The organism is Sphingomonas sp. URJC2 (assembly GCF_059803575.1).
On record NZ_JAPFGX010000008.1, the window covers coordinates 17,738 to 42,981 of the forward strand.

At 68.1% G+C, this 25,244-nt stretch carries 18 protein-coding genes; 8 read left to right on the forward strand and 10 right to left on the reverse strand.

What is annotated here, in order from left to right; genetic code table 11:
- Positions 1-5 precede the first annotated feature (5 nt).
- Both OPU66_RS05120 and OPU66_RS05125 read left to right on the forward strand, forming a co-directional pair.
- Complete coding sequence (locus OPU66_RS05120) at positions 6-1,640, forward strand: alkaline phosphatase D family protein (protein ID WP_498552531.1); 1,635 nt, start codon at positions 6-8, stop codon at positions 1,638-1,640.
- Between the two features lie 97 nt (positions 1,641-1,737).
- Positions 1,738-3,039 (forward strand): hemolysin family protein, encoded by a 1,302-nt coding sequence (locus OPU66_RS05125; RefSeq protein ID WP_498552532.1) that lies wholly within the window; start codon positions 1,738-1,740, stop codon positions 3,037-3,039.
- A gap of 44 nt (positions 3,040-3,083) precedes the next feature.
- Here OPU66_RS05125 and OPU66_RS05130 read toward each other — a convergent pair whose 3' ends face one another.
- On the reverse strand, positions 3,084-3,614 hold the full coding sequence (locus tag OPU66_RS05130) for a helix-hairpin-helix domain-containing protein (RefSeq protein ID WP_498552533.1): 531 nt from the start codon (positions 3,612-3,614) through the stop codon (positions 3,084-3,086).
- A gap of 55 nt (positions 3,615-3,669) precedes the next feature.
- Positions 3,670-4,926, reverse strand: a complete 1,257-nt coding sequence (gene purD / locus OPU66_RS05135) for a phosphoribosylamine--glycine ligase (protein WP_498552534.1) — start codon at positions 4,924-4,926, stop codon at positions 3,670-3,672.
- Between purD and xseA the strand changes: the two genes are divergently transcribed.
- From xseA to OPU66_RS05150, 3 genes are read left to right on the forward strand one after another with little or no spacing between them, the layout of a single operon-like run.
- Positions 4,925-6,301: an exodeoxyribonuclease VII large subunit gene (gene xseA, locus OPU66_RS05140; protein WP_498552535.1), complete on the forward strand. Its 1,377-nt coding sequence runs from the start codon at positions 4,925-4,927 to the stop codon at positions 6,299-6,301. The two genes, purD and xseA, sit on opposite strands and share 2 nt — an antisense overlap.
- Positions 6,302-6,353: 52 nt before the next feature.
- Entirely contained in the window at positions 6,354-6,554 is a 201-nt protein-coding gene (locus OPU66_RS05145; protein ID WP_498552536.1) for a DUF2093 domain-containing protein, read from the forward strand.
- 25 nt (positions 6,555-6,579) lie between these two features.
- Positions 6,580-7,530, forward strand: a complete 951-nt coding sequence (locus OPU66_RS05150) for a M23 family metallopeptidase (RefSeq protein ID WP_498552537.1) — start codon at positions 6,580-6,582, stop codon at positions 7,528-7,530.
- On the opposite strand, the gene OPU66_RS05155 is transcribed toward OPU66_RS05150, so the two are convergent.
- A complete protein-coding gene (locus OPU66_RS05155; protein ID WP_498552538.1) occupies positions 7,508-8,110 on the reverse strand; it encodes a hypothetical protein in 603 nt (200 codons plus the stop codon). The genes OPU66_RS05150 and OPU66_RS05155 overlap by 23 nt on opposite strands.
- Positions 8,111-8,375: 265 nt before the next feature.
- Here OPU66_RS05155 and OPU66_RS05160 point away from each other — a divergent pair, with 265 nt between their 5' ends.
- The gene (locus OPU66_RS05160) at positions 8,376-11,477 is read left to right on the forward strand and encodes a TonB-dependent receptor domain-containing protein (RefSeq protein WP_498552540.1); all 3,102 of its coding nucleotides are present in this window, start codon (positions 8,376-8,378) and stop codon (positions 11,475-11,477) included.
- Positions 11,478-12,162: 685 nt separating this feature from the next.
- Here the strand turns inward: OPU66_RS05160 and OPU66_RS05165 are convergent.
- The 5 genes from OPU66_RS05165 to OPU66_RS05185 form a co-directional block, all read right to left on the reverse strand.
- Positions 12,163-13,089, reverse strand: coding sequence for a hypothetical protein (locus tag OPU66_RS05165; RefSeq protein ID WP_498552541.1), 927 nt, complete (start codon positions 13,087-13,089; stop codon positions 12,163-12,165).
- A 187-nt stretch (positions 13,090-13,276) separates the two neighbouring features.
- Entirely contained in the window at positions 13,277-14,167 is an 891-nt protein-coding gene (locus OPU66_RS05170; protein WP_498552542.1) for a hypothetical protein, read from the reverse strand.
- Positions 14,168-14,409: 242 nt separating this feature from the next.
- Positions 14,410-15,414, reverse strand: coding sequence for a hypothetical protein (locus OPU66_RS05175; RefSeq protein ID WP_498552543.1), 1,005 nt, complete (start codon positions 15,412-15,414; stop codon positions 14,410-14,412).
- Between the two features lie 167 nt (positions 15,415-15,581).
- Positions 15,582-18,161, reverse strand: coding sequence for an ATP-dependent chaperone ClpB (gene clpB / locus OPU66_RS05180; protein WP_498552545.1), 2,580 nt, complete (start codon positions 18,159-18,161; stop codon positions 15,582-15,584).
- Between the two features lie 193 nt (positions 18,162-18,354).
- Positions 18,355-19,965 (reverse strand): M28 family metallopeptidase, encoded by a 1,611-nt coding sequence (locus OPU66_RS05185; RefSeq protein WP_498552546.1) that lies wholly within the window; start codon positions 19,963-19,965, stop codon positions 18,355-18,357.
- Positions 19,966-20,274: 309 nt separating this feature from the next.
- Between OPU66_RS05185 and OPU66_RS05190 the strand changes: the two genes are divergently transcribed.
- Positions 20,275-23,148, forward strand: coding sequence for a M16 family metallopeptidase (locus OPU66_RS05190; RefSeq protein ID WP_498552547.1), 2,874 nt, complete (start codon positions 20,275-20,277; stop codon positions 23,146-23,148).
- Between the two features lie 21 nt (positions 23,149-23,169).
- The gene (locus tag OPU66_RS05195) at positions 23,170-23,472 is read left to right on the forward strand and encodes a hypothetical protein (protein WP_160592305.1); all 303 of its coding nucleotides are present in this window, start codon (positions 23,170-23,172) and stop codon (positions 23,470-23,472) included.
- Positions 23,473-23,675: 203 nt separating this feature from the next.
- Here OPU66_RS05195 and OPU66_RS05200 read toward each other — a convergent pair whose 3' ends face one another.
- Positions 23,676-24,740 (reverse strand): 5-(carboxyamino)imidazole ribonucleotide synthase, encoded by a 1,065-nt coding sequence (locus tag OPU66_RS05200; protein ID WP_498552548.1) that lies wholly within the window; start codon positions 24,738-24,740, stop codon positions 23,676-23,678.
- On the reverse strand, positions 24,737-25,225 hold the full coding sequence (purE, locus tag OPU66_RS05205; RefSeq protein ID WP_498552549.1) for a 5-(carboxyamino)imidazole ribonucleotide mutase: 489 nt from the start codon (positions 25,223-25,225) through the stop codon (positions 24,737-24,739). The genes OPU66_RS05200 and purE overlap by 4 nt, the downstream gene beginning before the upstream one ends.
- Between the last annotated feature and the right edge of the window lie 19 nt (positions 25,226-25,244).

Consider the following 25,244-nt stretch of genomic DNA (forward strand, 5'->3'; position numbering starts at 1 on the left):
GGACAATGACCATTGCGATTGATCGCCGTTCCCTGGTGCGCGGCGGCGCGCTGGGCCTGGGCGCGCTGCTTCTGCCGGGCGGCAGCCGGGCGATTGCGCAATTGGTCGCGGCGCGCGGTTTCACCCATAATGTCGCAAGCGGCGAGCCGCAGGCGCGCTCGGTGCTGCTGTGGACGCGCTTTGTCGGCAGCGGCGACAGCGCGAGGGTCCATGCCGAGGTGTCGGAAACCGCCGATTTCGCCCGCATCGTTGCCGGCGGCGATGTGGTGACCGGGCCGTTCCGCGACTGGACGGCCAAGGTCACCGTCACCGGTCTCGTGCCGGGGCGGCGCTATTTCTACCGCTTTGTCGCCGATGGGCAGACATCGCCGGTCGGCCGCACCCGCACCCTGCCCGAAGGCGCGCTCGACAGCTGGACGATCGGCGTGTTTTCCTGCTCCAACCTGCCTTATGGCTGGTTCAACGCCTATGGCCATGCGGCGGCGCGCGACGATATCGATCTGGCGCTGCATCTGGGCGATTATCTGTATGAATATGCGCGCGGCGTGTATCCCTCGCCGCGCGATGCGGTGGCCGAGCGCGTGCTGGAGCCTGTGGGCGAGATGATCCAGCTCGCCGATTACCGCACCCGCTATGCCTGTTACCGCGCCGATCCCGATCTGCAGGCGCTGCATGCGCGCGTGCCGATGCTCGCATCGTGGGACGATCATGAATCGGCCAATGATGCGTGGGAAGGCGGGGCTGAAAACCACAATCCCGGCGAAGGCGACTGGGCGGTGCGCCGCGCCGCCGCGATGCAGGCCTGGCATGAATGGATGCCGGTGTCGGACCTGCCCTATGCCGCCTATGATTTCGGCGATCTCGGCACGTTTTTCCGCACCGAAAGCCGCCTCAATGGCCGCAGCAAGCCGCTGTCGCTCGACACCCTGCTGCGCGGCGGCGGCGATATCCGCGCGGCGCTGTCGGCGTTCCGCGACGGCCCGCTCGCCGATCCGGCGCGCACCATGCTGGGGCTGGACCAGGAGGCATGGCTGGCCGGGGCGCTCAGCGCGTCGAAGCGCGCCGGGCGGCGCTGGCAGGTCGTCGGCTTCGGCACGGTGATGGGCCAGACCCGTACCCCGGAACGGGTCGCCGACTGGGTGGCCGCCGACGCGCCCGAGATCGTCCGCAACCGCACCAAAGCCGGTCTTGCCGCCTCGGCGGCGGGCATAGCGTTCAACCTCGACAATTGGGGCGGCTATCCGGCGGCGCGGGCGCGGTTCCTGCGCGCGGCGCAGGCGGCCGATGCCGATCTGGTCGTGCTTGCCGGTGACAGCCATAATGGCTGGGCGTTCGATCTGGCCGAAGGCGGCCGCCCGGCCGGGGTCGAGTTCGACACCCACAGCGTGACCTCGCCGGGCTTTGAAAGCTATTTCCGCGGCGTGCCGCCGACCGATGTCGCGCGCGCGCTGGTCGAGACCAATCCCGAACTCAAATGGTGCGACACCAGCCGGCGCGGCTATATGACCGTCACGCTCACCCGCGCGGCGGCGACCGCCGAATGGACGTTCATGAACACCATCCGCACCCGCGATCTCCGCGTGGCCGGCACCCACCGGATGCGCACCCCGGCCCGTCGGCGGCGGCTGGAGCCGGCCTGAGCGCGGGGGCTGACGGGGCGGGCGGCCGGCGCTTGCCTGTTGCCGTGGGGGCGGATTCAGGCCAAGGATGGCCGCATCCCGCCCCCATGCAGCCCCGATGCCGCCCCTAGCCCCCTTTCCCTGGATCGACGTTGCGATCATCCTCGCGCTGGTCGCGCTCAACGGCGTGTTCGCCATGTCCGAGCTCGCCATCGTATCGTCGCGCAAATCGCGGCTGCAGGCGCTGGCCAAGCTTGGCAAGCGCGGGGCCAATACCGCGATTGCGCTGGCCAGCGATCCCGGCCGCTTCCTGTCGACCGTGCAGATCGGCATCACGCTCGTCGGCATCATGGCCGGGGCCTATTCGGGGGCAAGTCTTGGCGGCCCGGTCGGCGACCGGCTGGCGCGGCTGGGCGTTCCGGCCGAATGGGCCGCGGAACTGGGCTTCGGCATCGTGATCGCGCTCACCACCTATGTCTCGCTGATCGCGGGCGAACTGGTGCCCAAGCAATTCGCGCTGCGCTCGCCCGAGCCGATCGCGCTCGTCATGGCGGTGCCGATGCGCTGGCTGGCGCGGTTCGCCGCCCCGCTGGTCTGGCTGCTCGACCGGTCGAGCGCGCTGATCTTCCGCCTGCTCGGCATGGCGCGCGAATCCGAGGATCATGTCACCGCCGAAGAGCTGCACATGATCGTCGCTGAAGCGAGCAAATCGGGCGTGATCGAGGAAAGCGAGCGCGCGATCATCTCCGGCGTCGTCCGCCTCGCCGACCGGCCGGTGCGCGAGGTGATGACCCCGCGCACCGATATCGACTGGATCGATGTCGATGCTGATCCCGAGCAGATCCGCGCCCGGCTGATCGAAACGCCGCACACCCGGCTGCCGGTGGCCGAAGGGTCGGTCGACCGCATCATCGGCGTGATCCAGAGCCGCGACATCGTCGCCGCGATGCTGGCGGGCAAGCCGCTCGACCTGCGCGCGCTGATGCGGCCGCTGCGCGTCGTGCCCGATCAGGTCGATGCGATGGACGCGCTCGAAACGCTGCGCGCGGCCGAGGCCCCGATGGTGCTCGTCAATGACGAATATGGCCATTTGGAGGGGATCGTCACCCCCGCCGATCTGTTCATCGCCATTGCCGGCCAGTTCGCGTCCGATCAGGACGAAGGCACCGATCCCGCGATCGTCGAGCGCGAGGACGGGTCGCTGCTGATCTCAGGCTCGCTTGCCGCCGATGCGCTGGCCGAGCGGCTGGGGCTGAGGCTGGCCGAGGACCGGGATTATGCGACCAGCGCGGGCTTTGTGCTCGCGGTGCTCCGCCATCTGCCGGTCGTCGGCGAGAGTTTCGAGGAACAGGGCTGGCGGTTCGAGATCGTCGACATGGACGGGCGCAAGATCGACAAATTGCTCGTCGCCCCGGCCTGATCCGGCCTGATCCCGAACCGCCCTTATTCCCGACCGACTGGCGATCAGCCCAGCCGGCCGAACGCCGCTTCATAGGCGGCGGTGTCGCCGGCGGCGAGCAGCCGGGCCTGTTCGACCCAGCGGTCGCGGACCGCGCGGCCGCGAAACGCGCCCAGATGCGTGTCGATGCGGGCGATATCGTCATCGCTCCAGCCGGCGATCTGCGCAAAGCGGGTGACGCCCAGTTCGTTGAGCAGCGCCGCGACCTTGGGACCGACGCCCTTCATCCGCGTCAGATCGTCGGCCGGGCCGTCGTCCGTGGCGACCACAGCGGGGGCAGGGGCAGGGGCAGGGGCCGGAGGTGCGACCGGCGGCGCGGGCGCGACCGGTGCGGGCACCGCCTCGACCGCCGGGGGAACATCGGCGGGGGCCGCGCCCATGCCCATGATCACCGGCGAGATTTCCTTTTCAACGCCGTCGCGCGTCACCGCTTCGGGCGACCGGGTCCGGCTCGACCCGATCAGCCACCAGATTGATGCGATGATCAGCACCGCCCCGATCAGGACCAGCACCAGATTCTGCTGCACCCATTCCATCTCGCCACCTCCAGTCCAGTTTGGCCGTCTGTTTGCCTTTGCCTCTTGCCGGCGTTCAGCCCGCCGCTTCGCGCGCGGCTTCGCGCCAGCCGATGTCGCGCCGGCAAAAGCCGGTCGGAAACCCGATCCGGTCGACCGCGGCATAAGCGCGCGCCTGCGCCTCGGCCACGCTGTCGCCGGTCGCCGTTACCGCCAGCACGCGCCCGCCCGCCGCGACCAGCCCGTCGGCCGTCATCCGCGTGCCGGCATGGAAGACCAGCGCCCCCCCGGCCTCGGCCGCGTCCAGCCCGGTGATCGCACCGCCGGCCGCGGGCGTGCCCGGATAGCCCTGTGCGGCCAGCACCACGGTCAGCGCGACCGCGTCGGTCAGCGCGGGGACCGCGATGTCGCCCAGCCGCCCGGTCGCACAGGCATGGAACAGCGCGACCAGATCGCCGGGGAAACGCGGCATCAGCACCTGCGTCTCGGGATCGCCGAACCGGGCGTTATATTCGATCAGCTTCGGCCCGTCGGCGGTCAGCATCAGCCCGGCATAGAGCACGCCGATAAAGGGTGTGCCCGCCTCGGCCAGCGCGGCGACCGTCGGGATGACGATTTCGGCCATCGCCCGCGCCTCCAGCTCGGGGGTCAGCACCCGGGCCGGGCTATAGGCGCCCATGCCGCCGGTATTGGGGCCGGTGTCGCCATCGCCGACGCGCTTGTGATCCTGTGCCGAGCCAAAGGCGATGACCGCGCGGCCATCGGTCAGGGCAAACAGGCTTGCTTCCTCGCCGGCCAGATATTCTTCGATCACCAGCGGGCCGCCCGCCGCCGTCACCGCGGCCTCGGCCTCGGCGCGGCTTTCGGCGATCACCACGCCCTTGCCCGCGGCCAGACCATCGGCCTTGATCACCACCGGCAGGCCGAACCGGTCGAGCGCCGCCAGCCCGGCGGCGGCATCGGCCACGCGCACATAGGCGGCGGTCGGGATGCCGTGGCGGGCGCACAGATCCTTGGTGAAGCCTTTCGATCCTTCCAGCGCGGCGGCCGCGCGGCCGGGGCCGAACACGGCAATGCCGGCCGCGCGCAGATCATCGGCCAGCCCGGCGACCAGCGGCGCTTCCGGGCCGATCACCACCAGATCGATGGCATGATCCGCGCAGAACCCGATCACCGCCCGATGATCGGCGGGGTCGATCCCGGCCGGTTCGGCATGGCGGGCGATGCCGGGATTGCCGGGTGCGGCGTAAAGCTTGCCGAGCGTCGGGCTTTGGCCCATTTTCCAGGCCAGCGCATGTTCGCGCCCCCCCGATCCGATCAGCAGGACGTTCATGGCCAGTCTTCCTCCTTCCGCGCCCCGGCTGGACGCCGCCGGGCGGCTGTTAGCCGAGCCGCAGCCCGGCGACAACGCGCCTGCGCTCAGCGTGTCCGAACTTGCTCAGGCGCTGAAGCGCGTGGTCGAGGACCGGTTCGGTCAGGTGCGGCTGCGCGGCGAGATCAGCGGGTTCAAGCGCGCCGCCTCGGGCCATGCCTATCTGTCGCTGAAGGACGATCAGGCGGTGATCGACGCGGTGATGTGGAAAGGCAGCATGGCGGGGCTCGCCTTTCGCCCCGAAGACGGGATCGAGGTGATCGCGACCGGGCGGCTGACCACCTATCCGGGCCGGTCCAAATATCAGATCGTCATCGAACGGCTGGAACTGGCCGGGGCGGGCGCGCTGATGCAGCTGCTCGAACGGCTGAAGGCGAAGCTCGCGGCCGAGGGGCTGTTCGATCCGGCGCGCAAGCGGCCGCTGCCCTTCCTGCCCCGGCGGATCGGCGTCGTCACCTCGCCCACCGGGGCGGTGATCCGCGACATTCTGCACCGGCTGGCCGACCGGTTTCCAAGCCATGTCACGGTCTGGCCGGTGCTGGTGCAGGGGCAGGGCGCGGCCGAACAGGTGGCGGCGGCGGTCACCGGCTTCGGTGCCTTGCCCGCCGACCGGCGGCCCGATCTGGTGATCGTCGCGCGCGGCGGCGGCTCGATCGAGGATCTGTGGGCGTTCAACGAGGAAATCGTCGTGCGCGCCGTCGCCGCCAGCCCGATCCCGGTGATTTCCGCCGTCGGGCATGAGACCGACACCACCTTGTGCGACTATGCCGCCGACCGGCGCGCGCCGACGCCGACGGCGGCGGCCGAAATGGCGGTGCCGGTGCGGGCCGAGCTGCGCGCCTATGTCCGCGATCAGGGCGCGCGGCTGGAACGCGTGGTGCAGCGCGGGGCCGACCGGGCGAAGGAAAGGCTGGCGGCGCTCACGCGGCTGTTGCCGGCACCGGCACGGCTGCTCGATCCGCAGCGCCAGCGGGCCGATGATCTGGGCGAACGGCTGGGCCGCGCGCTTGGCCGGCGCATCGCCGATGCGCGCGGCGAGCTGGCGCGCGCATCGGGCGCGCTGCGCCCCGGCCTGCTCCATGCCCGGCTGGAGCGCGGGCGCGACCGGCTGGCGGCGGCGTGGCGGCTCGCGCGCTCGGTCAATCCCGAAAATCTGCTCGCCAAGGGCTATGCCTGGGTTTCGCGGCGCACCGATGGCGCGGTGGTGACCAGTGCCGCCGCCGCCCGTTCATCCACCGGGCTGGTGCTGCATTTCGCCGACGGGACGGTTGACGTCAGGCCCGAGCGCGCGGCATCCCGGCGCGATGACGGCCCGGCCCAGCCGAGCCTGCTTTAGGGGCGGGCAATGAGGGTTCGGCCTTGATCGCCAGAAGAAAGCGTTGAAAACGATGCTGATGTTCAACCGCAACCAGCCCGCACGGCTGCATTATATGGCCAATGGCTTCCGCATTCTGGCGCAGGGCGATCATGTGCTGTGTGCCGTGTCGGGCGAGAAGATCGCGCTCGACGAGCTGCGCTACTGGTCGGTCGAGCGGCAACAGCCCTATGCCAGCGCCGAGCTGGCGACCCGGGCGCTCGCGCCTGAATGAGGCGCGCGGCGTGAGGGCGGCGGCCATGGCCGTCATCCGCGCGCGTGCGACGGCGCGGGTCATCGCCCCCGCGCTCCTGGTGTCGGCCTGTGTCGCGCCCGGCGGGATTCGCACCGGGGCCCCGCCCGCGTCGCCCGTGCAGCCAGCGGTGCCGCCGCCTTCGGCATCCGTCCCCGCGGGTGAGATATTGCTCGATGCCGCGCCCCGGCAGGGGGCGGTGGTGCGCGGTTTTGCGCCGCCGGGAACCGCGCGGCTGCTGCTCGACGGTCAGCCGCTGGCGGTTGCGCCCGATGGCCGGTTCGTGATCGGGCTGGACCGCGATGCGCCGCCGCGCGCAGTGCTGGTCGCCGAACTGGCCGGGGGCGGGCAAATGGCGCGGACGATCGACGTCGCGCCGTTCGCCTGGCGGATCGAGCATGTCGACACGCCGCGCCGTCCGGCGGTGCCCGATGCGGAGTTTGCCCGGCTGCGCGCGCCCGAACTGGCGCGGATCGCCGCCGCCCGCGCGCGCGACACCGGCAGCCAGGGCTGGCGGCAGGGATTTTTCTGGCCCGCCCCCGGCCGGCTGAGCGGCCTGTTCGGGGCGCAGCGTTTCTATCGCGGCGGCGAGGCCGGGGCCTATCATTCGGGCTTGGATCTGGCCGGCGGCGCGGGCGCGCCGGTGACCGCGCCTGCCGACGGCGTGGTCGTGCTCGCCGCGCCGGAGCCGTTCACGCTCGAAGGGCGGATCGTGATCCTTGACCATGGCATGGGGCTCAACAGCGCCTTTCTGCACCTGTCGGCGATCGACGTGCGCGAAGGCGATGTCGTGCGGCGCGGCCAGCGCATCGGTGCCATCGGCGCGACCGGCCGCGTGACCGGGCCGCATCTGCACTGGGCGGTCAAATGGCGCGGCGCGCGGGTGGATCCGGCGACGCTGATCGATCCCGCCGCGCCGCCAAGACCCGGTTCCGTCAGCCGACCCGCATCCCCTTGATCGCGCGCGCCTTGCCGAAACGGATGAAATAGCTGCCGAGCGCCGCCTTGCGGATCGTGACCGTTTCGCCGGGCTTGGGCGGGAAGGTCATCGCCTCGCTCGTCTGCCACACCGCGCCGTCCTCGATCGTGAAGCGCACATAGCCGCGCGGCATCACGGAGACGGTGACCACCTTGGTCGTCAGCTCGGTGAACACATCCTCTTCGGGCGCATCTTCCTTGCCGCCTCTGGCCGGCGCGCCCGGGCGGTCGCCAAACAGCGAAATGTTGGGCAGCGCAAAGCCGAACAGCGACCGGCGGGTCTTGCGCACCTCCTGCTTGTCGAGGACGAGCAGCTCGCGCGTCTCGACCGAGCGCGACAGGTTTTCCGCCGCCGCGTCATAACAGGCGAGCCGCCGGGCGTCGTCGGACAGCGACCGGCAGGCCTGAAGATCGCGCAGCGCGCCCGGCTGCCGATTTGCGGACCCCGCGTCCTGCGCTTGGGCCGGACCGGCAAAGGTCAGCGCCGCCGGAACCGCCCCGACCAGCGCAGCCGCCAACGCCCCGTTTCCGATCATCCGCGCCACTGCCGGACCCGCCATATGCTCCTCCCGAACAAATCCTCGCCGGACCCACGTCACCGGCATGACGGGCATAGGGGCGGGCGCGGGTGAGGCGCAAGCGTGCGGACAACGCACCGGTGTGTCCGTTTTGCTACAGTCCGTGAGAAACGCGATTATTTTATTGCGCCAACATTGTTTCCAGAGCCCGAAATGGCCTATCCACTAGCCCGATAGCTCATGTTTTTGTAGCTATGGACCATGTGTGGACCGGGCGAACCGGCCACCGCAAAGGGGAAAAGACATTATGCAGCTTGCTCTTCGTCGGCGCCTGCTTGCATCCACGGTGCTGATCGGCGCCTCGATGCTCAGCACGGCCGCTTTCGCGCAGGACGCCCAGACCGCCGAGACGGAAAAGGACGATACCATCGTCGTCACCGGCTCGCTGATCACCAACCCGAATCTTGAGCGCGCGACCCCGGTCACCGTGGCGACCGCGGAAGAAATCGAACTGCGCCAGACGAACACGGCCGAGCAGCTCCTCCGCGAACTGCCGGGCACCGTGCCGTCGATCGGTTCGGCGGTGAACAACGGCAACGGCGGTGCGTCGTTCGTCAACCTGCGCGGCATCGGGTCGAACCGCAACGTCGTTCTGATCGACGGCGTGCGCCTGACCCCGGCCGATCTGGTCGGCCGCTTCGACCTCAACAACATCCCGCTCGCGCTGATCGAGCGGACCGAAATCCTGACCGGCGGTGCGTCGACCACCTACGGCGCCGACGCGGTCGGCGGGGTGATCAACTTCATCACCCGTCGCAACTTCACCGGTCTCGACATGCAGGCGTCGAACCAGATCACCGAGCGTGGTGACGGCAACGTCTTCCGCCTCGACCTGACCGTCGGTGCCGGCTTCGACGATGGCCGCGGCAATGTCGTCATGTCGCTCGGCTATCAGGAAGCCGATCCGGTCTATCAGGGTGCGCGCGACTTCGGCCGCTTCCAGATCGACTCGTTCAACGGCACGATTGCCGGCTCGGGCACCAGCGTCCCGACCCGCTTCGCTAACATCAACCCGACCGGTGCCGACCAGATCACCTTGGGCTGCGGTGAAACCGGTCAGCCGGCTTGCGTGGCGACCGCGCAGGGCAACCGCCAGATCACTGCCGCCGGTGGCGCGTTCCGCAACACCGCCGCGTTCGACGCGTTCAACTTCAACCCGTTCAACATCTATCAGACGCCGTTCAAGCGCTACAACATGTACGCAGCGGCGAACTATGACATCAGCGACGCGGTCGAGTTCTACGCCCGCGGCCTGTTCTCGTCGAACACCGTCAGGACCATCATCGCCCCGTCGGGCGCCTTTGGTCTGCCGGTCAATGTGCCGCTGAACAATCCGTTCCTCACCCCGGCACTGCGCAACGGCTTCTGCGGCCGCGACACCAATAACGGCGTCGGCTACACGCCGCTGCTGACGGCGGCCGAGTGCGCCGCCGCCGCGACCGCGACCGGCCCGTCGGATCCGAACTATCGTGAAGTCGGCACCAACCTGTTCCGTCGCACGACCGAACTCGGGCCGCGTGTCAGCGACTTCAACACCCGGATCTTCGACTTCCAGGGCGGCTTCCGCGGCGCGCTGACGTCGTCGATCAACTGGGACATCTTCGGCTCCTACGGCGAATCGGAAAATCGCCAGCTGCAGACCGGCTACATCCTGAACTCGCGCGTGCAGCAGAGCCTGCGCGCGACGGCGGCGGGCTGCACCGACACCGCCAATGGCTGTGTGCCGGTTGATTGGTTCGGGCCGGAAGGCGCGATCACCCCGGCGATGGCCGACTTCCTGCGTGCTGAAAGCACCATCATCACCCGGACGACCCTCGCCCAGGTGCGCGGCACGATCAGCGGCGACTTCGGCGTGGCGATGCCCTGGGCCGAAGATTCGCTGGCCTTCGCGGTCGGTGGCGAATACCGCAAGTACACCGCCAGCCAGCAGTCGGACCTGCTGTCGCGGACCGGTGATCTGGGCGGTGCCGGCGGCGTGCTGCCGAACATCGATGGCGGCTTCGACGTTTATGAAATCTACGGCGAAGTCGTTGCTCCGCTCGTTCAGGACAAGCCGTTCTTCAACGATCTGACCATCGGTGCGGGCGTTCGCTACTCGTCCTATCAGGTCAACACCGGTTCGGCGAACGCGCCGAGCTTCAACACCACGACCTGGAAGATCGAAGGCACCTGGTCGCCGGTTGAGGACCTGAAGATCCGCGGGACCTTCAACCGTGCGGTCCGTGCGCCGAACATCAACGAGCTGTTCTCGCCGGTCATCACCTCGCTGACCAACCTCGCTGACGATCCCTGCGCCTCGCTCAACGACGCCGGTGCGGTGATCCGTCCGGTGCCGACCGGCACGCTGCGGGCCATCTGTCTGGCGCAGGGTGCGCCGGTCAGCGCACTCGGCAGCATTCCGGTTCCGGTCGCTGGCCAGGCCCAGTCGACGGGTGGTGGTAACCTCAACCTGCTTCCGGAAACCTCGGACAGCTGGACGGTGGGTGCGGTGTTCACGCCGACCTTCCTGCCGGGCTTCAGCGCCTCGATCGACTACTGGAACATCAAGGTGACCGACGCCATCACGGCGCCGACGCCGGGTGACGCGATCACTGCCTGCTTCGGTCGCAATCCGCAGAGCCCGCCCGCGGGTGCGGAAGCCACCGAGGCCTGCCGGATCATCCGTCGTAACCCGATCGATGGTGCGCTCTCGGGCGATGTCAGCAACACCCCGGGTCTGTTCCTGACGCTCACCAATGCCGGCCGGATCACCACCGACGGTCTTGATGCGTCGATGAACTACAACACCGATCTCGGCTTTGCGAAGCTGTCGCTGAACTTCGCCGCGACGTGGACGTTCAGCAACCGCTTCCAGTCCAACCCGGTGGCGGTGAACCGTGAGTGCGTCGGGTTCTACAGCGTCAACTGCGGCTCGATCCAGCCGGAGTTCTTCTGGACGCAGCGTGTGACGCTCGCCTTCGACAGCGTCGACGTCTCGCTGCTGTGGCGTCACCTGAGCGCCGTTCAGTACGAACCGGCGGCGATCAACCGGGCTCAGCCGAGCACCATCCCCTATGTCGGGCCGGTGCCGGGTGCGAACTCGATCCTGCCGGGCGCGCCGCAGCGCGGTCAGCTCGGGACCCGCGATTTCTCGCGGATCGGGGCCTATGACTACTTCGATCTGACGACGCGCTTCGGCGTGACCGACAATCTGTCGCTGGTCATGACGGTCGCCAACCTGTTCGACAAGCAGCCGCCGCAGGTGGGTAACACCATCGGTTCGACGAGCTTCAACAGCGGCAACACCTATCCGTCGACCTATGACGCTCTGGGTCGCACCTACCGCGTGACCGCGCGTCTGCGGTTCTGATCCGGACCAACCGGTCCTGAAAGACCAACGGAAAGGGGCGGGATTACTCCCGCCCCTTTTTGCATGGGCAGAGGCTCGAACAGTGGCGATCCACCGCTGAAAATCCCGAGCGTCCGCTCGGCGTGTTCGCGCCAAAGGCCGGTCCCCGATCGTGAAACCGTCGAGCCGGAGCCTTGCCGGCGATGATCGCCATGCCGAAAAGGGTGGCGCGAAAACCGCCTGTGGTAGCCACGACCGATTGCCTAGCGCGCCGGATGGCGACGGCGAGCGCGAGCATGGCGCGGCGTCGCTGATGGCCGGACCCCGCGGGATCAGATGGAACGTCGGTCCTGCCGAACACCCGGTCTTCGCAGAACATGCGACCGGGGATCAGCCTAGAGCATGTTCAGCCCGGGTCAGCCCACTCGCCAACGCGGAGTACCAGCCAAATCAGCGGCATGGATCGGCGGGCTCTATGCAATCCGATCAGAAACTGCACCGATGTGACCGTCAGCCTGCCAGCCGATGGTGCGGGCAGGCACCGCGCTGCCGGTCAGCGCGTGGTCGAACCGGGGGCCGGCCGTATAACGTCTGCCGCACTGCATCGACGAAGCGCGGCAACCCGCGCCCCGCGCAAAACCACGCCACCCCGGCTCCGCCCCGCTCCGGGATTGGCCATGGCGTGCCAAAGCCCGGTCGCGCGTGCTTAATTCCCCCGCGGCACCAAGGCCGCTGCGATCCTTGCAGCCATTGCTGACCGCTGCGCGCGCCGCTGGAGGTTGGGCGGTGTCGAATACAGCGCCTTCAGATAGGCCTGATCCCATTCGGAAAGGCGGGTGGTCTGTGCTTCGCCGCCGACGAACAGGTTGGTGATGGACGGGACACCAACAGCGCCCGCAGGCACGCGCTGCCCGGCCAGCGACGCCATGGCGACATAACTGGCGAGGCTGTCCAGGCTGACCCCCTCCGCCCGCCGGACATCAACAAGGACGACCGCCCGGTTGATCGCGACCCGAACCCGGGAACGGATGATGCCCAAACCTTCGTAGAGAATCGTGTTGTTGATGCCGAATCCGTCGGGAAACCCGAGCATGTCGGTCGTCTCGACCGGCCAGAACGGCATTCCGGCCATCGACTCGGTTTGGGTATAATAGAACCACCGCACCGGCAGATCCGGCCCCTTCAGCGCCTCATGGGTGACGGGCCCGATGAAATAAGAGTGAAACAGATGGCCGTTGCGTGCCGATATCTTGCGGTACAGCGCCCCCGCGTCTTCGCTGAACGCGATCAGGATGTTCGTTTTGCATCCGGGCTTGCCGACCTTGGCCCCGGCGGCGTCGGCAACCTCGCGGATCCGATCGGTGATGATCCGGGCATGTTCGGGCCTGAGGTTCAGCACTTTCGGGCAGACCGGCATGTGCCAGCGCGCATATTGGTCGCTCGCCAGCGGAGCGCCCAGCGCGTTGATCATGCCGCGCGCCTCCGCCCGCGCCTGCTTGCGCGTCATCGACCGTCCTTCGACGACGATCACATCGTTGTCCATCTCCTGCGCGGCGAGCGGAAGGGCGGGGGTGGCGATCAGCGCGCAACCGGTCAGAGCAGCAGCAATGCGGGTTCTGATACGTCCGATCATGGTGTGTCGACATCCTCTCTTGATTTTGATGATTCCTGTCGAACCTGTCGAAACGCTAAACCATGGGTTATTTCTCGATGATGAACTGAAGCCATATTCTGATCCGTGTGTCAGGCGCAGATCGAGTGTTGTTCGATACTGAACCCCATCGATCGGGACTGCCGGGTCTGGATATGTTCTGCTCATCCTACTTCGTCGCCAGCCAGTCGGCCAGTTTCCCGGCCATTGCGTTGCGCTGCATCCCCGAAGGCAGGTTGGCCGGGGTTGCGTAGAGCGCCTTCAGATAAGCATAATCCCATTCGCTGAGATCGGATGTGCTGATCGCATCATCGGCGAACAGGTTGGTGATCGACGGCACTGCCAAGGGCGGCGTCGGCAGCCGCTGCCCGGCAAGTGACACCATGGCGATGTAGCTGGCCAGGCTCTTGAGCGGGAACCCTTCGGCATGGCGGACATCGACCACTACTCTCACTTCCCGCAGGGCCACGCGCGTGTGCAAGCGGATCTGGCTGCCCCCGCCGCCGACGACCATGACCGCCCCCATTCCGCTCGGCGAAAGCAGAACCGGGGTTCCCGCCGCGGTCTCGGTGCTCCGCTGATACCACCAGCGGATCGGCAGCCCGTCGCTGGACAGCGCGCGATGCTCCTGTGGGGTGACGATTTCGGAATGCAGCAGAAAGCCGCTCCTGGCGGATGCCTTGAGATAAAGCGCGCCGGCATCGTCGGAAAAGGCGATGACGATGTTGGGCGTGCATCCCTGCTTGCCGACCGGCGCGCCGACCTCTTTGGCCAAACGCCGGATCCGGTCGGTAAAAATGCGGGCCTGTTCCTCGCGCAGATGTAAGGCGGTCGGGCAAAGCGGTTGATGCCACCGCATCAGCTGGTCGCTGGACGACAGCGCGCCGAGCGCATTGATCACCCGATAGGCCTGTGCCCGGACCTCCTTTCTGGTCAGGCGGCGTCCTTCGACGATGATTTCCTCATCGTCCGCCATCGGCAGCTGGGTCGGTGTGGCAAGCGCTGTTCCGGCAGAAAGCATCGCGCAACAGCCAAGCGCGATTCCTTTGACCGCCGCCATGCCGCGCGCACCCGGGCGGCGGCGGGCTCTCGCGCCGCCAGCCCGGCCGGTTTCGCCTGGGCGAGCGGATATGCCGCAGTGGCGAGGGGATGACGCTGAACGTGCCATGTCTCCGTCCCTCAGTCGTGCTCTCACGCCCCAACTTTACACACGGGATCGTCGTCGGAAACAACAAACGGAACGTAAAAACATGATCCAATCCGGATCAGTCGCGGCTTCCCGGCAATTGCAGGTGGGACCGGTCAGATACCAGCCGCCTTCGCCACATGATCCGCCCAGGCAATGACCTTCGCCAGCTCGTCGGCATGCTGGTCCTGCGCCGATTGATAGTCGCTGTTTCTCTGCGTGCGGCTGAACGGGGTGCCGGTTTTCGAGTCGCGCCCCATTGTCGTTTCGACATGATCTGCAAAACGACTATCGCTGCCATGATCAATATTCATGATCTGCGCAATCTGGTGCAGGCTGGCGACCGGGTCGTCGAGCAGTGTTTCGCTGTCGAGCCGGATCACCCGGTCGGGACCGAAAGCGCTGGCGACGTCATGGAAGATGGCCTGTTGCGCCACCCAGCCAAGTGCCGCGATCTGCAGGTCGCTTTGCCCGAACAGGTCGCTCTCGCTGAAGCCGAACCTGCCGATCAGCCCGTCCCGGATAAAGCCGAGCATGAGCTTGCGCACCCAGAGCCGGCCATCCAGACCCTTTTTCGCGACCGAGGCGAGGAACAGCGGCAGCGGCGCATGGAGCAGCAGCGCGCGCGCATCGGGCCGCATCGTCAGCGCCAGCGGGATCAGGCCGTTGAAGATGTTCGACGGCTTGATCACCACCGCCTCCGGGGCGGCAAACGGGCGGGCGAGCAGGCGCAGCGCATGGTCCAGCCGCTCGGCCACGTCGCGCGGCTGTGCGCCCCGGCGGCGGAAGCCGACAATATCGTTGAGGATCACCGGCTCTTTGAGCGTGGTGGCATGGCCCTCCACATCCAGCGCGGCGGCGACCAGCGTCGAACAGCAAAAGGCGGAGTGGAAGACGAAGTGGACCGGGGCCGGGGGCGGCGCCAGATCGACCGCATATCGCCGGGCGATCGCACAGCGTGGCAGATCCGCCGGCAGATGCTCATCGGTGATGAACGTCGCCGCGCGGTGCCCGTCGCGCCCGAGCCTGATGAACTGGATCGCATCGGCCCGCTCGTCATAGCGATGGGCAAGCCAGTTCGGGTCCGCCAGAACGGCGCGCGGGTCCGGTGTCGTCGACATGATGCGCGTCTAGAGCATTTTCGAGCCGGGTTGAATCACCCGGCGGCCCGGAAAATGCGGCAGATCACAAGCGCAGAGCGGCCGATCCGATGCAATCGGACCGGCCGCTCCAGCGATCATGCCGCGATCCGCGCGCCCGTTCCGGCGGCGTTTCCCGTCTGCCCGCCTCAGCCCACCGTGAGGTTCAGCCGGCCATCGCCTTCATCGACCCTGACGGTCGCGCCGTCGCGCACCGTGCCGCTCAGGATCATTTCGGCGAGCGGATCCTGCAGGTGGCGCTGCACCGCGCGCTTGAGCGGCCGGGCGCCATAGATCGGGTCATAACCCACCCGGCCCAGCCAGGCGCGTGCTGCATCGGTCAGGTCGAGCCTGATCTTGCGGTCGGCGAGCAGCCGGCCGACGCGGCCGACCTGGATGTCGACGATCGGTCCCATATGCTGCTGGCCAAGCCGGTGGAACAGGATGATCTCGTCGAGCCGGTTGAGGAATTCGGGGCGGAAATGCCCGCGCACAATCTCCATCACCTGCGGTTCCACGCTCGCCACATCCTCATCCTCGGCGACCTGGCTGAGGAACTGGCTGCCAAGGTTGGAGGTGAGGATGATGAGCGTGTTCGAAAAGTCGACGGTGCGGCCCTGCCCGTCGGTCAGCCGGCCATCGTCGAGCACCTGCAACAGGATGTTGAACACATCGCCATGTGCCTTTTCGACCTCGTCGAACAGCACGACCTGATAGGGCCGCCGCCTGACCGCCTCGGTCAGCACGCCACCTTCCTCATAGCCGACATAGCCCGGCGGCGCGCCGATCAGCCGCGCGACCGAATGCTTTTCCATGAACTCCGACATGTCGATCCTGACCATCGCGGCGGCATCGTCGAACAGGAATTCGGCCAGCGCCTTGGTCAGCTCGGTCTTGCCGACGCCGGTCGGGCCGAGGAACAGGAACGAGCCGAGCGGACGGTTGGGATCCTGCAGCCCGGCGCGCGCGCGGCGCACGGCGGTCGACACCGCGCGCACCGCATCGGCCTGGCCGATCACCCGCTTCGCCAGCATCTGTTCCATCTGCAGCAGCTTTTCGCGCTCGCCCTCCAGCATCCGGTCGACCGGAATCCCGGTCCAGCGCGACACGACGCCGGCAATGTCGTCGGCGGTCACTTCCTCGCGCAGCATCGCCCCGGCGGCGGCTGACTGGGCATCGGCCAGCTGCTTTTCCAGCCCCGGAATGATGCCGTAGCTCAGCTCGCCGGCACGGGCGAGGTCGCCGGCGCGCTGCGCCTGTTCAAGCTGCAGCCGCGCCTGATCGAGCTGCTCCTTGATCCGCGCCTCGCCGGCGATCTTTTCCTTTTCCGCCTGCCAGCGGCCGGTCAGATCGGCCGATTGGCGTTCCAGCCCGGCCAGCTCCTCCTCCAGCGCCGCCAGCCGGTCGCGCGAGGCCTGATCGCTTTCCTTCTTCAGCGCCTCGCGCTCGATCTTCAGCTGGATGATGCGCCGGTCGAGCGTCTCGATCTCCTCGGGCTTGCTCTCCACCTCCATGCGCAGCCGCGATGCGGCCTCGTCCATCAGGTCGATCGCCTTGTCGGGCAGAAACCGGTCGGTGATGTAACGGTTGGACAGCGTCGCCGCCGCGACGATGGCGCTGTCGGTGATCCGCACCCCGTGGTGCAGCTCATATTTCTCCTTCAGCCCGCGCAGGATCGAGATCGTATCCTCGACCGTCGGCTCATCGACGAACACCGGCTGGAAACGCCGCTGCAACGCCGGGTCCTTTTCGACATATTTGCGATATTCATCGAGCGTCGTCGCGCCGATGCAGTGCAGCTCGCCGCGCGCCAGCGCGGGCTTGAGCAGATTGCCCGCATCCATCGCACCTTCCGATTTGCCCGCGCCGATCAGCGTGTGCATTTCGTCGATGAACAGGATGATGTCGCCTTCGGCCTGGCGCACCTCGTCGAGCACGCCCTTCAGCCGTTCCTCGAACTCGCCGCGATATTTGGCCCCGGCGATCAGCGCGCCCATGTCGAGCGCCATCAGCCGCCGGTTCTTGATCCCGTCGGGCACGTCGCCATTGGCGATGCGCAGCGCCAGCCCCTCGGCAATCGCGGTCTTGCCGGTGCCCGGCTCGCCGATCAGCACCGGGTTGTTCTTGGTCCGGCGGGCGAGGATCTGGATCGTGCGGCGGATTTCCTCGTCACGGCCGATCACCGGGTCGAGCTTGCCCTCGCGCGCCGCCTCGGTCAGGTCGCGGGCGAACTTCTTCAGCGCGTCATACCGGTCTTCGGCCGACGCGCTGTCGGCGCTGCGCCCGCCGCGCAGATTGGTGATTGCGGTGTTGAGCGCCTCGGCCCCGACGCCCGCCTTGGCGAGCGCCTTGCCCGCCGCCGTGGTCGTCGACAAGGCAAGGGCCAGCAGCAGCCGTTCGACGGTGACGAAGCTATCACCGGCCTTTTTGGCGACCTGTTCGGCCTGGTCGAGCACGCGCACCGCATCATTGTCCAGCCCCGGCGTCGCCTGCGCCCCCGATCCAGACACGGCCGGCAGCTTCGCCAGCGCGGCATCGGTTTCGGCAAGCGCCAGCGCCGGATCGCCGCCCGCCGTGCGGATCAGCCCGGCGGCCATGCCTTCCTTGTCGTCGAGCAGTGCCTTGAGCAGATGTTCGGGCGTGATGCGCTGATGGCTCAGCCGGATGGCGATGGTCTGCGCGGCCTGGAGAAAGCCCTTGGCCCGGTCGGTGAATGTGTCGAGGTTCATATCGGCCCCTGTCAGATCCCTGAAGACACATGTAGTGTTGCTATTTGGCAACACAAGATGGTGAGGCCGCCATGCTGGCCGCGCGCGCGGCGGCGAAAAATAGGGACTGATCCGGAGCGCGGCCGGCCCGCTCGACCGGCCCGCTCAACCGGGGCGCGCGACCATGGCGCGCGCCCCGGCGGTCGGCCGCTGCTTAACGGGCAGAGGCGGCGGGCTTGAAAAAGCTGTCCGCCTTCCAGGCCGGCGCGGCCGGCGCATCGGCGATTTCGCGCGCGATCAGATAGTTGATCTTCGCAAACTTCGCGCCGGCCGCCCAGTCGATCGGCAGCGCGGGGCTGTCGCTGACCTTGTGGTAATGGGTGGCGAGGAAGCTGGTGAACTGCTTGTCGCCGCCATTGCCGAAGCCGGTCATCAGGAACACCGAAGGAATGCCCTCGCGCACGAATTTATAGTGATCGGAGCGGGTGAACAGCCCTTCCTGCGGCAGCGGATCGGGGCTGAGCGCGATGCCGAGCGTGCTGCCGGCGCGGGCAACGGCATCGCCCAGCGTCGAATGATTGGCGCCAAAGGCGATGACATCGGTGAAGTCATAGAGCAGCACCGGCATGTCGAAGTTGACGACGCCCACCACCTTGCCGGGGACGACCGGGTGCTTGGCGAGATATTCCGCGCCCAGCAGCCCCTTTTCCTCGGCGGTCAGCGCGGCGAGCAGGATCGGCCGGCGCGGCTTGACCCCGCTGGTCGCAAAGGCGCGCGCCACTTCGAGCAGCGTGGCGACGCCGGTCGCATTGTCCATCGCGCCGTTGAAAATCTGATCGCCCTTGCGCGTCGGATCGGTGCCGACATGGTCGAGATGCGCGGTCAGCAGCACATATTCGTTCGCCAGCGCCGGATCGGAGCCGGGGATCATGCCGATCACATTCCTGCTCGACAGCGTGCCGAGGCTGGTCTGGCGCGAGATCGACACTTCGGGCTTGAGCGCGAAGCCGCGCGGGCGGCCGCCTTCCTTGTCGGCCTCGGCCAGCACCTCGGCCAGCGTCCGGCGCGCGCCCGCGAACAGCGCTTCGGCCGGGGCGGTGTCGAACGTCGCCGTCACCTCGATGCCGGGGGCCAGCGCAAAGGCCTTGCCATCGGCCTGCGCCCAGCCGATCGACTTTTCGCCCGCGCGGTGGGTGAGCACGTCGAAGCCATAGCGCTTCTGATCGGCCAGCGTGCGCAGGGTGATGATACCGCGCGCGCCGCGATCCTGGGCAAAGCGCGCCTTCATCGAGTTCAGATGCGCGCCGATCTCGCTCGGCGTGCCCTTGGGCGACCCGGCGAGGACGACGACATATTTGCCGCGCACGTCGAGGCCGCGATAATCGTCGAACCCGGCGGCCGGCGCGTCGAGGCCGAAGCCGACGAACACCGCCTGCGCGGTCAGCTGCTGCGCCTCGGCCAGCGGGCTCGGCCCGATCGCCGCCTGCGTCGCGCCGTCGAAGCTGACGCCGCCGATCTTGAGCGTCGGCGGGGCGGCGCGGGTCGCGGTGACGAACGGCACGCTCTGATACCAGCCCGGCGTGGCGGTGCCGCCGCCCGCGGGCACCAGGCCCAGCCCGGCAAACTGGTTGGCGACATAGGACGCGGCAATGTCATAGCCGCGCGAGCCGGTGTCGCGCCCTTCGAGCAGGTCGCTCGCCAGGAAATCGACATGGCTGCGGAACCGCTGGGCGGTGAACTCGGGTTCGGCGGCCGCGGCCGGGGCGAGGGCGGCGACCAGCGCGGCGGCGCTGGTCATGGCAAGAGCGAGGCGTGTGATCGGCATGTCCTGTCCCTGAAATCTGCTGTTGTCGCGCAAAGCCTAGCCCAAGCCCCGCCGCACCCGCCAGCATTGTGGCGGCCGCCGCCGCCGGGCCGGGTGCAGTTGGTCGATGCCGGTCGGCCGTTGATCGAAGCCGCCGGGCCGGGGCGCGTTCCGCCCACCCGCTGCGCCCCTTGCCCTCCGGCGCGGCCCGGCTAGGATCGAACCGATGACGGCCGCTGTCCGCGCGCGATGCGCGGGCCTGTGCCGCCCCGTTTCGTTTTCGTCCGGCGCCGGGCTGACCCGGTGCCCGTCCGCATCCAGGGAGTCTTCATGGCCCAGACCACGCGTTCCTCGACCCGCCTCATGCTGCTCGCCGCCGCTCTGCTCGCCTCGGCGGCGCAGCCGGCCGCGCTTTACGCCCAGCAGGCGGCCCCCGTCGCCGCGCTGGTCGACACGGTGTCGATCCCGCATGAAAGCTTCACTCTGGCCAACGGGCTGCGGGTGATCGTGTCCACCGACCGCAAGGCCCCGATCGTCGCGGTTTCGGTCTGGTATGATGTTGGGTCGAAGCATGAACCCAAGGGCAAGACCGGCTTTGCCCATCTGTTCGAACATCTGATGTTCAACGGCTCGGAAAACGCGCCCGGCGATTTTTTCGAGCCGCTGCAGCAGATCGGCGCGACCGATTTCAACGGCACCACCTGGTTTGACCGCACCAATTATTTCGAGACCGTGCCCGGCCCCGCGCTGGAGCGGGTGCTGTTCCTCGAAAGCGACCGCATGGGCCATCTGCTCGGCGCGGTGACGCAGGAAAAGCTCGATAACCAGCGCGGCGTCGTCCAGAACGAAAAGCGTCAGGGCGACAACCAGCCTTACGGCCTGGTCGAATATGCGCAGCTGAAGGCGCTGATCCCGGCTGATCATCCCTATGGCCATTCGACCATCGGCTCGATGGCCGATCTGGATGCGGCGAGCCTTGAGGATGTGAAGACCTGGTTCCGCACCCATTACGGCCCGAACAACGCCGTGCTGGTGCTGGCCGGGGACATTGATGCGGCGACCGCCCGGCCGCTGGTCGAGAAATATTTCGGCGACATCCCGCGCGGGCCGCAGCAAAAGGCCGTCTCCGCCCCGGTGCCGACGCTCAAGAGCCGGCTTGACGAGGTGATGAAGGACGATGTCGCGACGACGCGGCTTTACCGCCAATGGGCGGTGCCGGGGCTGACCGACAAGGACGCGCCGGCGCTTGACGTCGCCGCCGTGGTGCTGGGCGGGCTGGGCAGTTCGCGGCTCGACAATGCGCTGGTCCGCCGCGACCGCGATGCGGTGCGGGTGAGCGCCGAATATCAGCAATTCGCCCAGCTCGGCTTTTTCGAGGTGCAGGTCGATGTGAAGCCGGGCGTCGATGCCGAGGCGGTCGGCCGCAAGCTCGACCAGCTGATCGCCGATTTCATCCGCAGCGGCCCGACCGCCGACGAGGTCCAGCGCGCGGTGACGCGCGAGGCGTCGGGGCGGATCGCGGCGCTTGAATCGGTCGGCGGGTTCGGCGGCAAGGCGGTGACCCTGGCCGAAGGCGCGCTCTATGCCGGCGATCCGGCCTTCTACAAGAAACAGCTCAATGCCTATGCGGCGGTGACGCCGGCGCGGGTGAAGAGCGTGATGGGCAAATGGCTGACCCGGCCGGTCTATGCACTGTCGGTCGTCCCCGGCAAGCGCGAGGCCTATGAGGAGGCCAAGGGCGTGAGCGGCGCGACCTTTGCGCCCGCTTATTACCGTGCCCCGGCCGAGAGCGAACGGCCCCAGGCCGCGCCGTCGCGGCTGCCGCTGGCGGCGGTCGACCGTTCGACCCCGCCTGCCGTTGGCCAGATCGCCGATCTCGATTTCCCCGATGTGACGCGCGCCACGCTGTCGAACGGGATCGAGATCGTCTATGCCGCGCGCAGCGCCGTTCCCGTCACCCAGCTGACGATCAGCTTTGACGCCGGTGTCGCCGCCGATCCTGCCGACCGGCTGGGGCTGCAGGCGCTGACGCTCGCCATGCTCGATGAAGGCACGACCAGCCGGTCGTCGATCCAGATCGCCGAGGCCAAGGAGCGGCTGGGCGCGAACATCACCAGCTCGGCTTCGCTTGATCGCACCAATATCGGCCTGTTCGCGCTGTCGGCCAATCTGCGGCCGTCGATCGACCTGCTGGCCGATATCGTCCGCAACCCGGCCTTTGCCGCCGACGAGGTCGCGCGGCTGAAGGGCGAACAGCTGGCGCGGATCGCGCAGGAGCTGAAAAGCCCCGGCGGCCTTGCCCAGCGCACGCTGGCCCCGGTGCTGTTCGGCACCGGCCATCCCTATGGCAAGCCGACCAGCGGCAGCGGCGATCCCGCCCGCGTCGCCGCGCTGACCCGCGACGATCTGATCGCGTTCCAGCGCGCCTGGCTGCGCCCCGACAAGGCGCGGATCTTCGTCGTGTCCGACCGGCCGCTCGCCGAAGTGCGCGATGCGCTCGAGGCCGGGTTCGGCAGCTGGCGCGGCGAAGGCGCGGCCGGGGTGAAGGATTTCACCGCCGCCGTCCCGGTGCCGCAGCCGCGCATCATCCTGGTCGACCGGCCGGGCTCGCCCCAGTCGCTGATCTATGCCGGGCAGCTGACCTCGCTCAAAGGGTCTGACGAGCTGCTGCCGGTGCTGTCGGCCAATGATGTGCTGGGCGGCAATTTCCTGTCGCGCATCAACATGGACCTGCGCGAGACCAAGGGCTGGTCCTATGGCGTGCGCGGCGGCTTCAACCGGCTGCTCAACAACGTCCCCTATCTGATCTCGGCCCCGGTTCAGGCCGACAAGACCGGGGCGGCGATTGCCGCGCTGCGCCAGGATTTCGAGGAGTTTCTGACCAGCAAGGGCGTCACGGCCGAGGAAACGCAGCGCACGATCAACGGCTTTGTCCGCGAACTGCCCGGCAGCTTCGAGACCGGCGGCGACGTGCTCGGCGCGATGCAGACCAATGTGCTGTTCGGCCGGCCGGACAATTATTACGAAACCGTCGCCGCCAAATATCGCGCGCTGACCGGCCCGGCGATGGATCAGGCGATCCGCGGCGTGCTCGATCCGTCCAAGTTCGTCTGGGTCGTCGTCGGCGAGGCGGCGCGGGTCAAGCCGCAGCTTGACAGCCTCGGCCTGCCCGTGGAGGTCAGGTCCGCGCCCGGCGCGCAATAAGCTGATTCAAGGAGAGAGAGAATGTCGCAGATCGATGGCGAATGGGATTGCATCACCAAGTCGCCGCTGGGTGAGCAGAAGTCGGTGTTCACGATCAAGACCGATGGTGACACCTTCACCGGCAGCAATGCCGGCCCGACCGGCACCCTCGAGGTCGCCGACGGCAAGATCGACGGCAACACCCTGACCTGGAAGATGGACATGAAGGTGCCGATGCCGATGACGCTCACCTGCACCGGCACTGTCGATGGCGACACGCTGAATGCGCAGGTCAGCGCCGGCGCGTTCGGCAGCTTCCCGATGACCGGCACCCGCCGCGGCTGATCGGATGTTCCCCCTTTCCCCGCCGCGCGGGGAAAGGGGGTGTTTTTTTGGTGGTGCTTGCGCCGAATGGGCGTGTGTCTTTGATTGGTCGCGGCTCCGGCCCGCCCCCGCGCCGTGAGGCGCGCAACAAACAACCCGGTGCCGCGACCAAGCAAATAGAAACCCACGCCCGTGCGGCGTAACCCGCACCGCAAAAACCCCGCTCAGCGCGTGATGCGTGTCACATGGCCCATTTTGCGGCCCGGCCGCACGGTCTTGCCATAAAGATGCAGCTTGGCTGCCGGATCGGCGAGGATTTCGGCCCAGCCCTCGGCGTCCGCGCCGATCAGGTTCAGCATCCGGGCGCCTTGCCCGGTCAGCCCCGTCGCGCCGAGCGGCAGGCCGCACACCGCGCGGACATGGTTTTCGAACTGCGAGGTGACCGCGCCCTCGATCGTCCAATGGCCGCTATTGTGGACGCGCGGGGCCATTTCGTTGAACACCGGCCCTGCGGCGGTCGCGAAAAACTCCAGCGTCAGCACGCCAACATAATCGAGTTCGGCTGCCACCTGGCGGGCGAGGGCCACCGCCGCCTCCGCCTGCGCCAGCACTTCCGGCGGCGCGGGGACGCGTGACACGTCGAGAATGCCGTCGCGGTGGATGTTGTGCGGCGTGTCCCACACCGCGACCGTGCCGTCCGCGCCGCGGCACAGGATCACCGAATATTCGGCAAAGAAATCGACAAAGCCTTCGAGCACTGCCGGCACCCGGCCGATCGCGTCCCACGCCGCAGCCAGATCGGCACCGGGGCCGAGCCGGACCTGCCCCTTGCCGTCATAGCCGAGCGATGTGGTCTTGAGGATCGCGGGCGCGCCGATGGCGGCAAAGGCGGCGTGCAGCCCGTCCAGATCCTCGACGATGCGGAACGGTGCGGTGCGCCCGCCAAGCCCCGCCACCAGCGCCTTTTCGGCATGGCGCGTCCGCGCCACCTCAAGCGCGCGCCGCCCGGGGCGGATCGGCACCAGCGGCGCGAGCCGGTCGAGCGCGGCGGGCGGCACATTTTCAAACTCATAGGTGACGACGCCCACCTCGCCGGCAAAGCGGGCGAGCGCATCGGCATCGTCATAGCCGGCCTGCGTCCAGCCGGCGGCGACCTCGGTTGCCGGGCCGCTCGCCTCGGGGGCGTAGATATGGGTGCGATAGCCAAGCTCGGCCGCCGCAATCGCCAGCATCCGGCCCAGCTGGCCGCCGCCCAATATGCCGATCGTGCCGCCGGGCGCGAGGATCATGCCGGTTCGGCCGCGACCGCGTCGGTCTGGTCGCGGCGCCACTGGTCGAGCCGCGCGGCAATGGCCGGATCGGTGCCGGCAAGGATCGCGGCGGCGAACAGAGCGGCGTTGATTGCGCCCGGCTTCCCAATCGCAAAGGTGCCGACCGGGATGCCGCCGGGCATCTGGACGATCGACAACAGGCTGTCGAGACCCGAAAGCGCCTTGGATTCGACCGGCACGCCCAGCACCGGCACCGCCGTCATCGATGCCGCCATGCCCGGCAGATGCGCTGCCCCGCCGGCCCCGGCGATGATCGCCCGCAGCCCCCGGCCCGATGCGGCGCGGGCATAGTCATATAGCCGCTCGGGCGTGCGATGCGCCGACACGATCCGGCATTCATGCGCGATGCCGAGCGCGGTCAGCGTGTCGGCGGCATGGCGCATCGTCTCCCAGTCGGACTGGCTGCCCATGATGATGCCGATCACCGGCGCTGTGTCCGCCATTTCTGCCCCTTTCACCCGG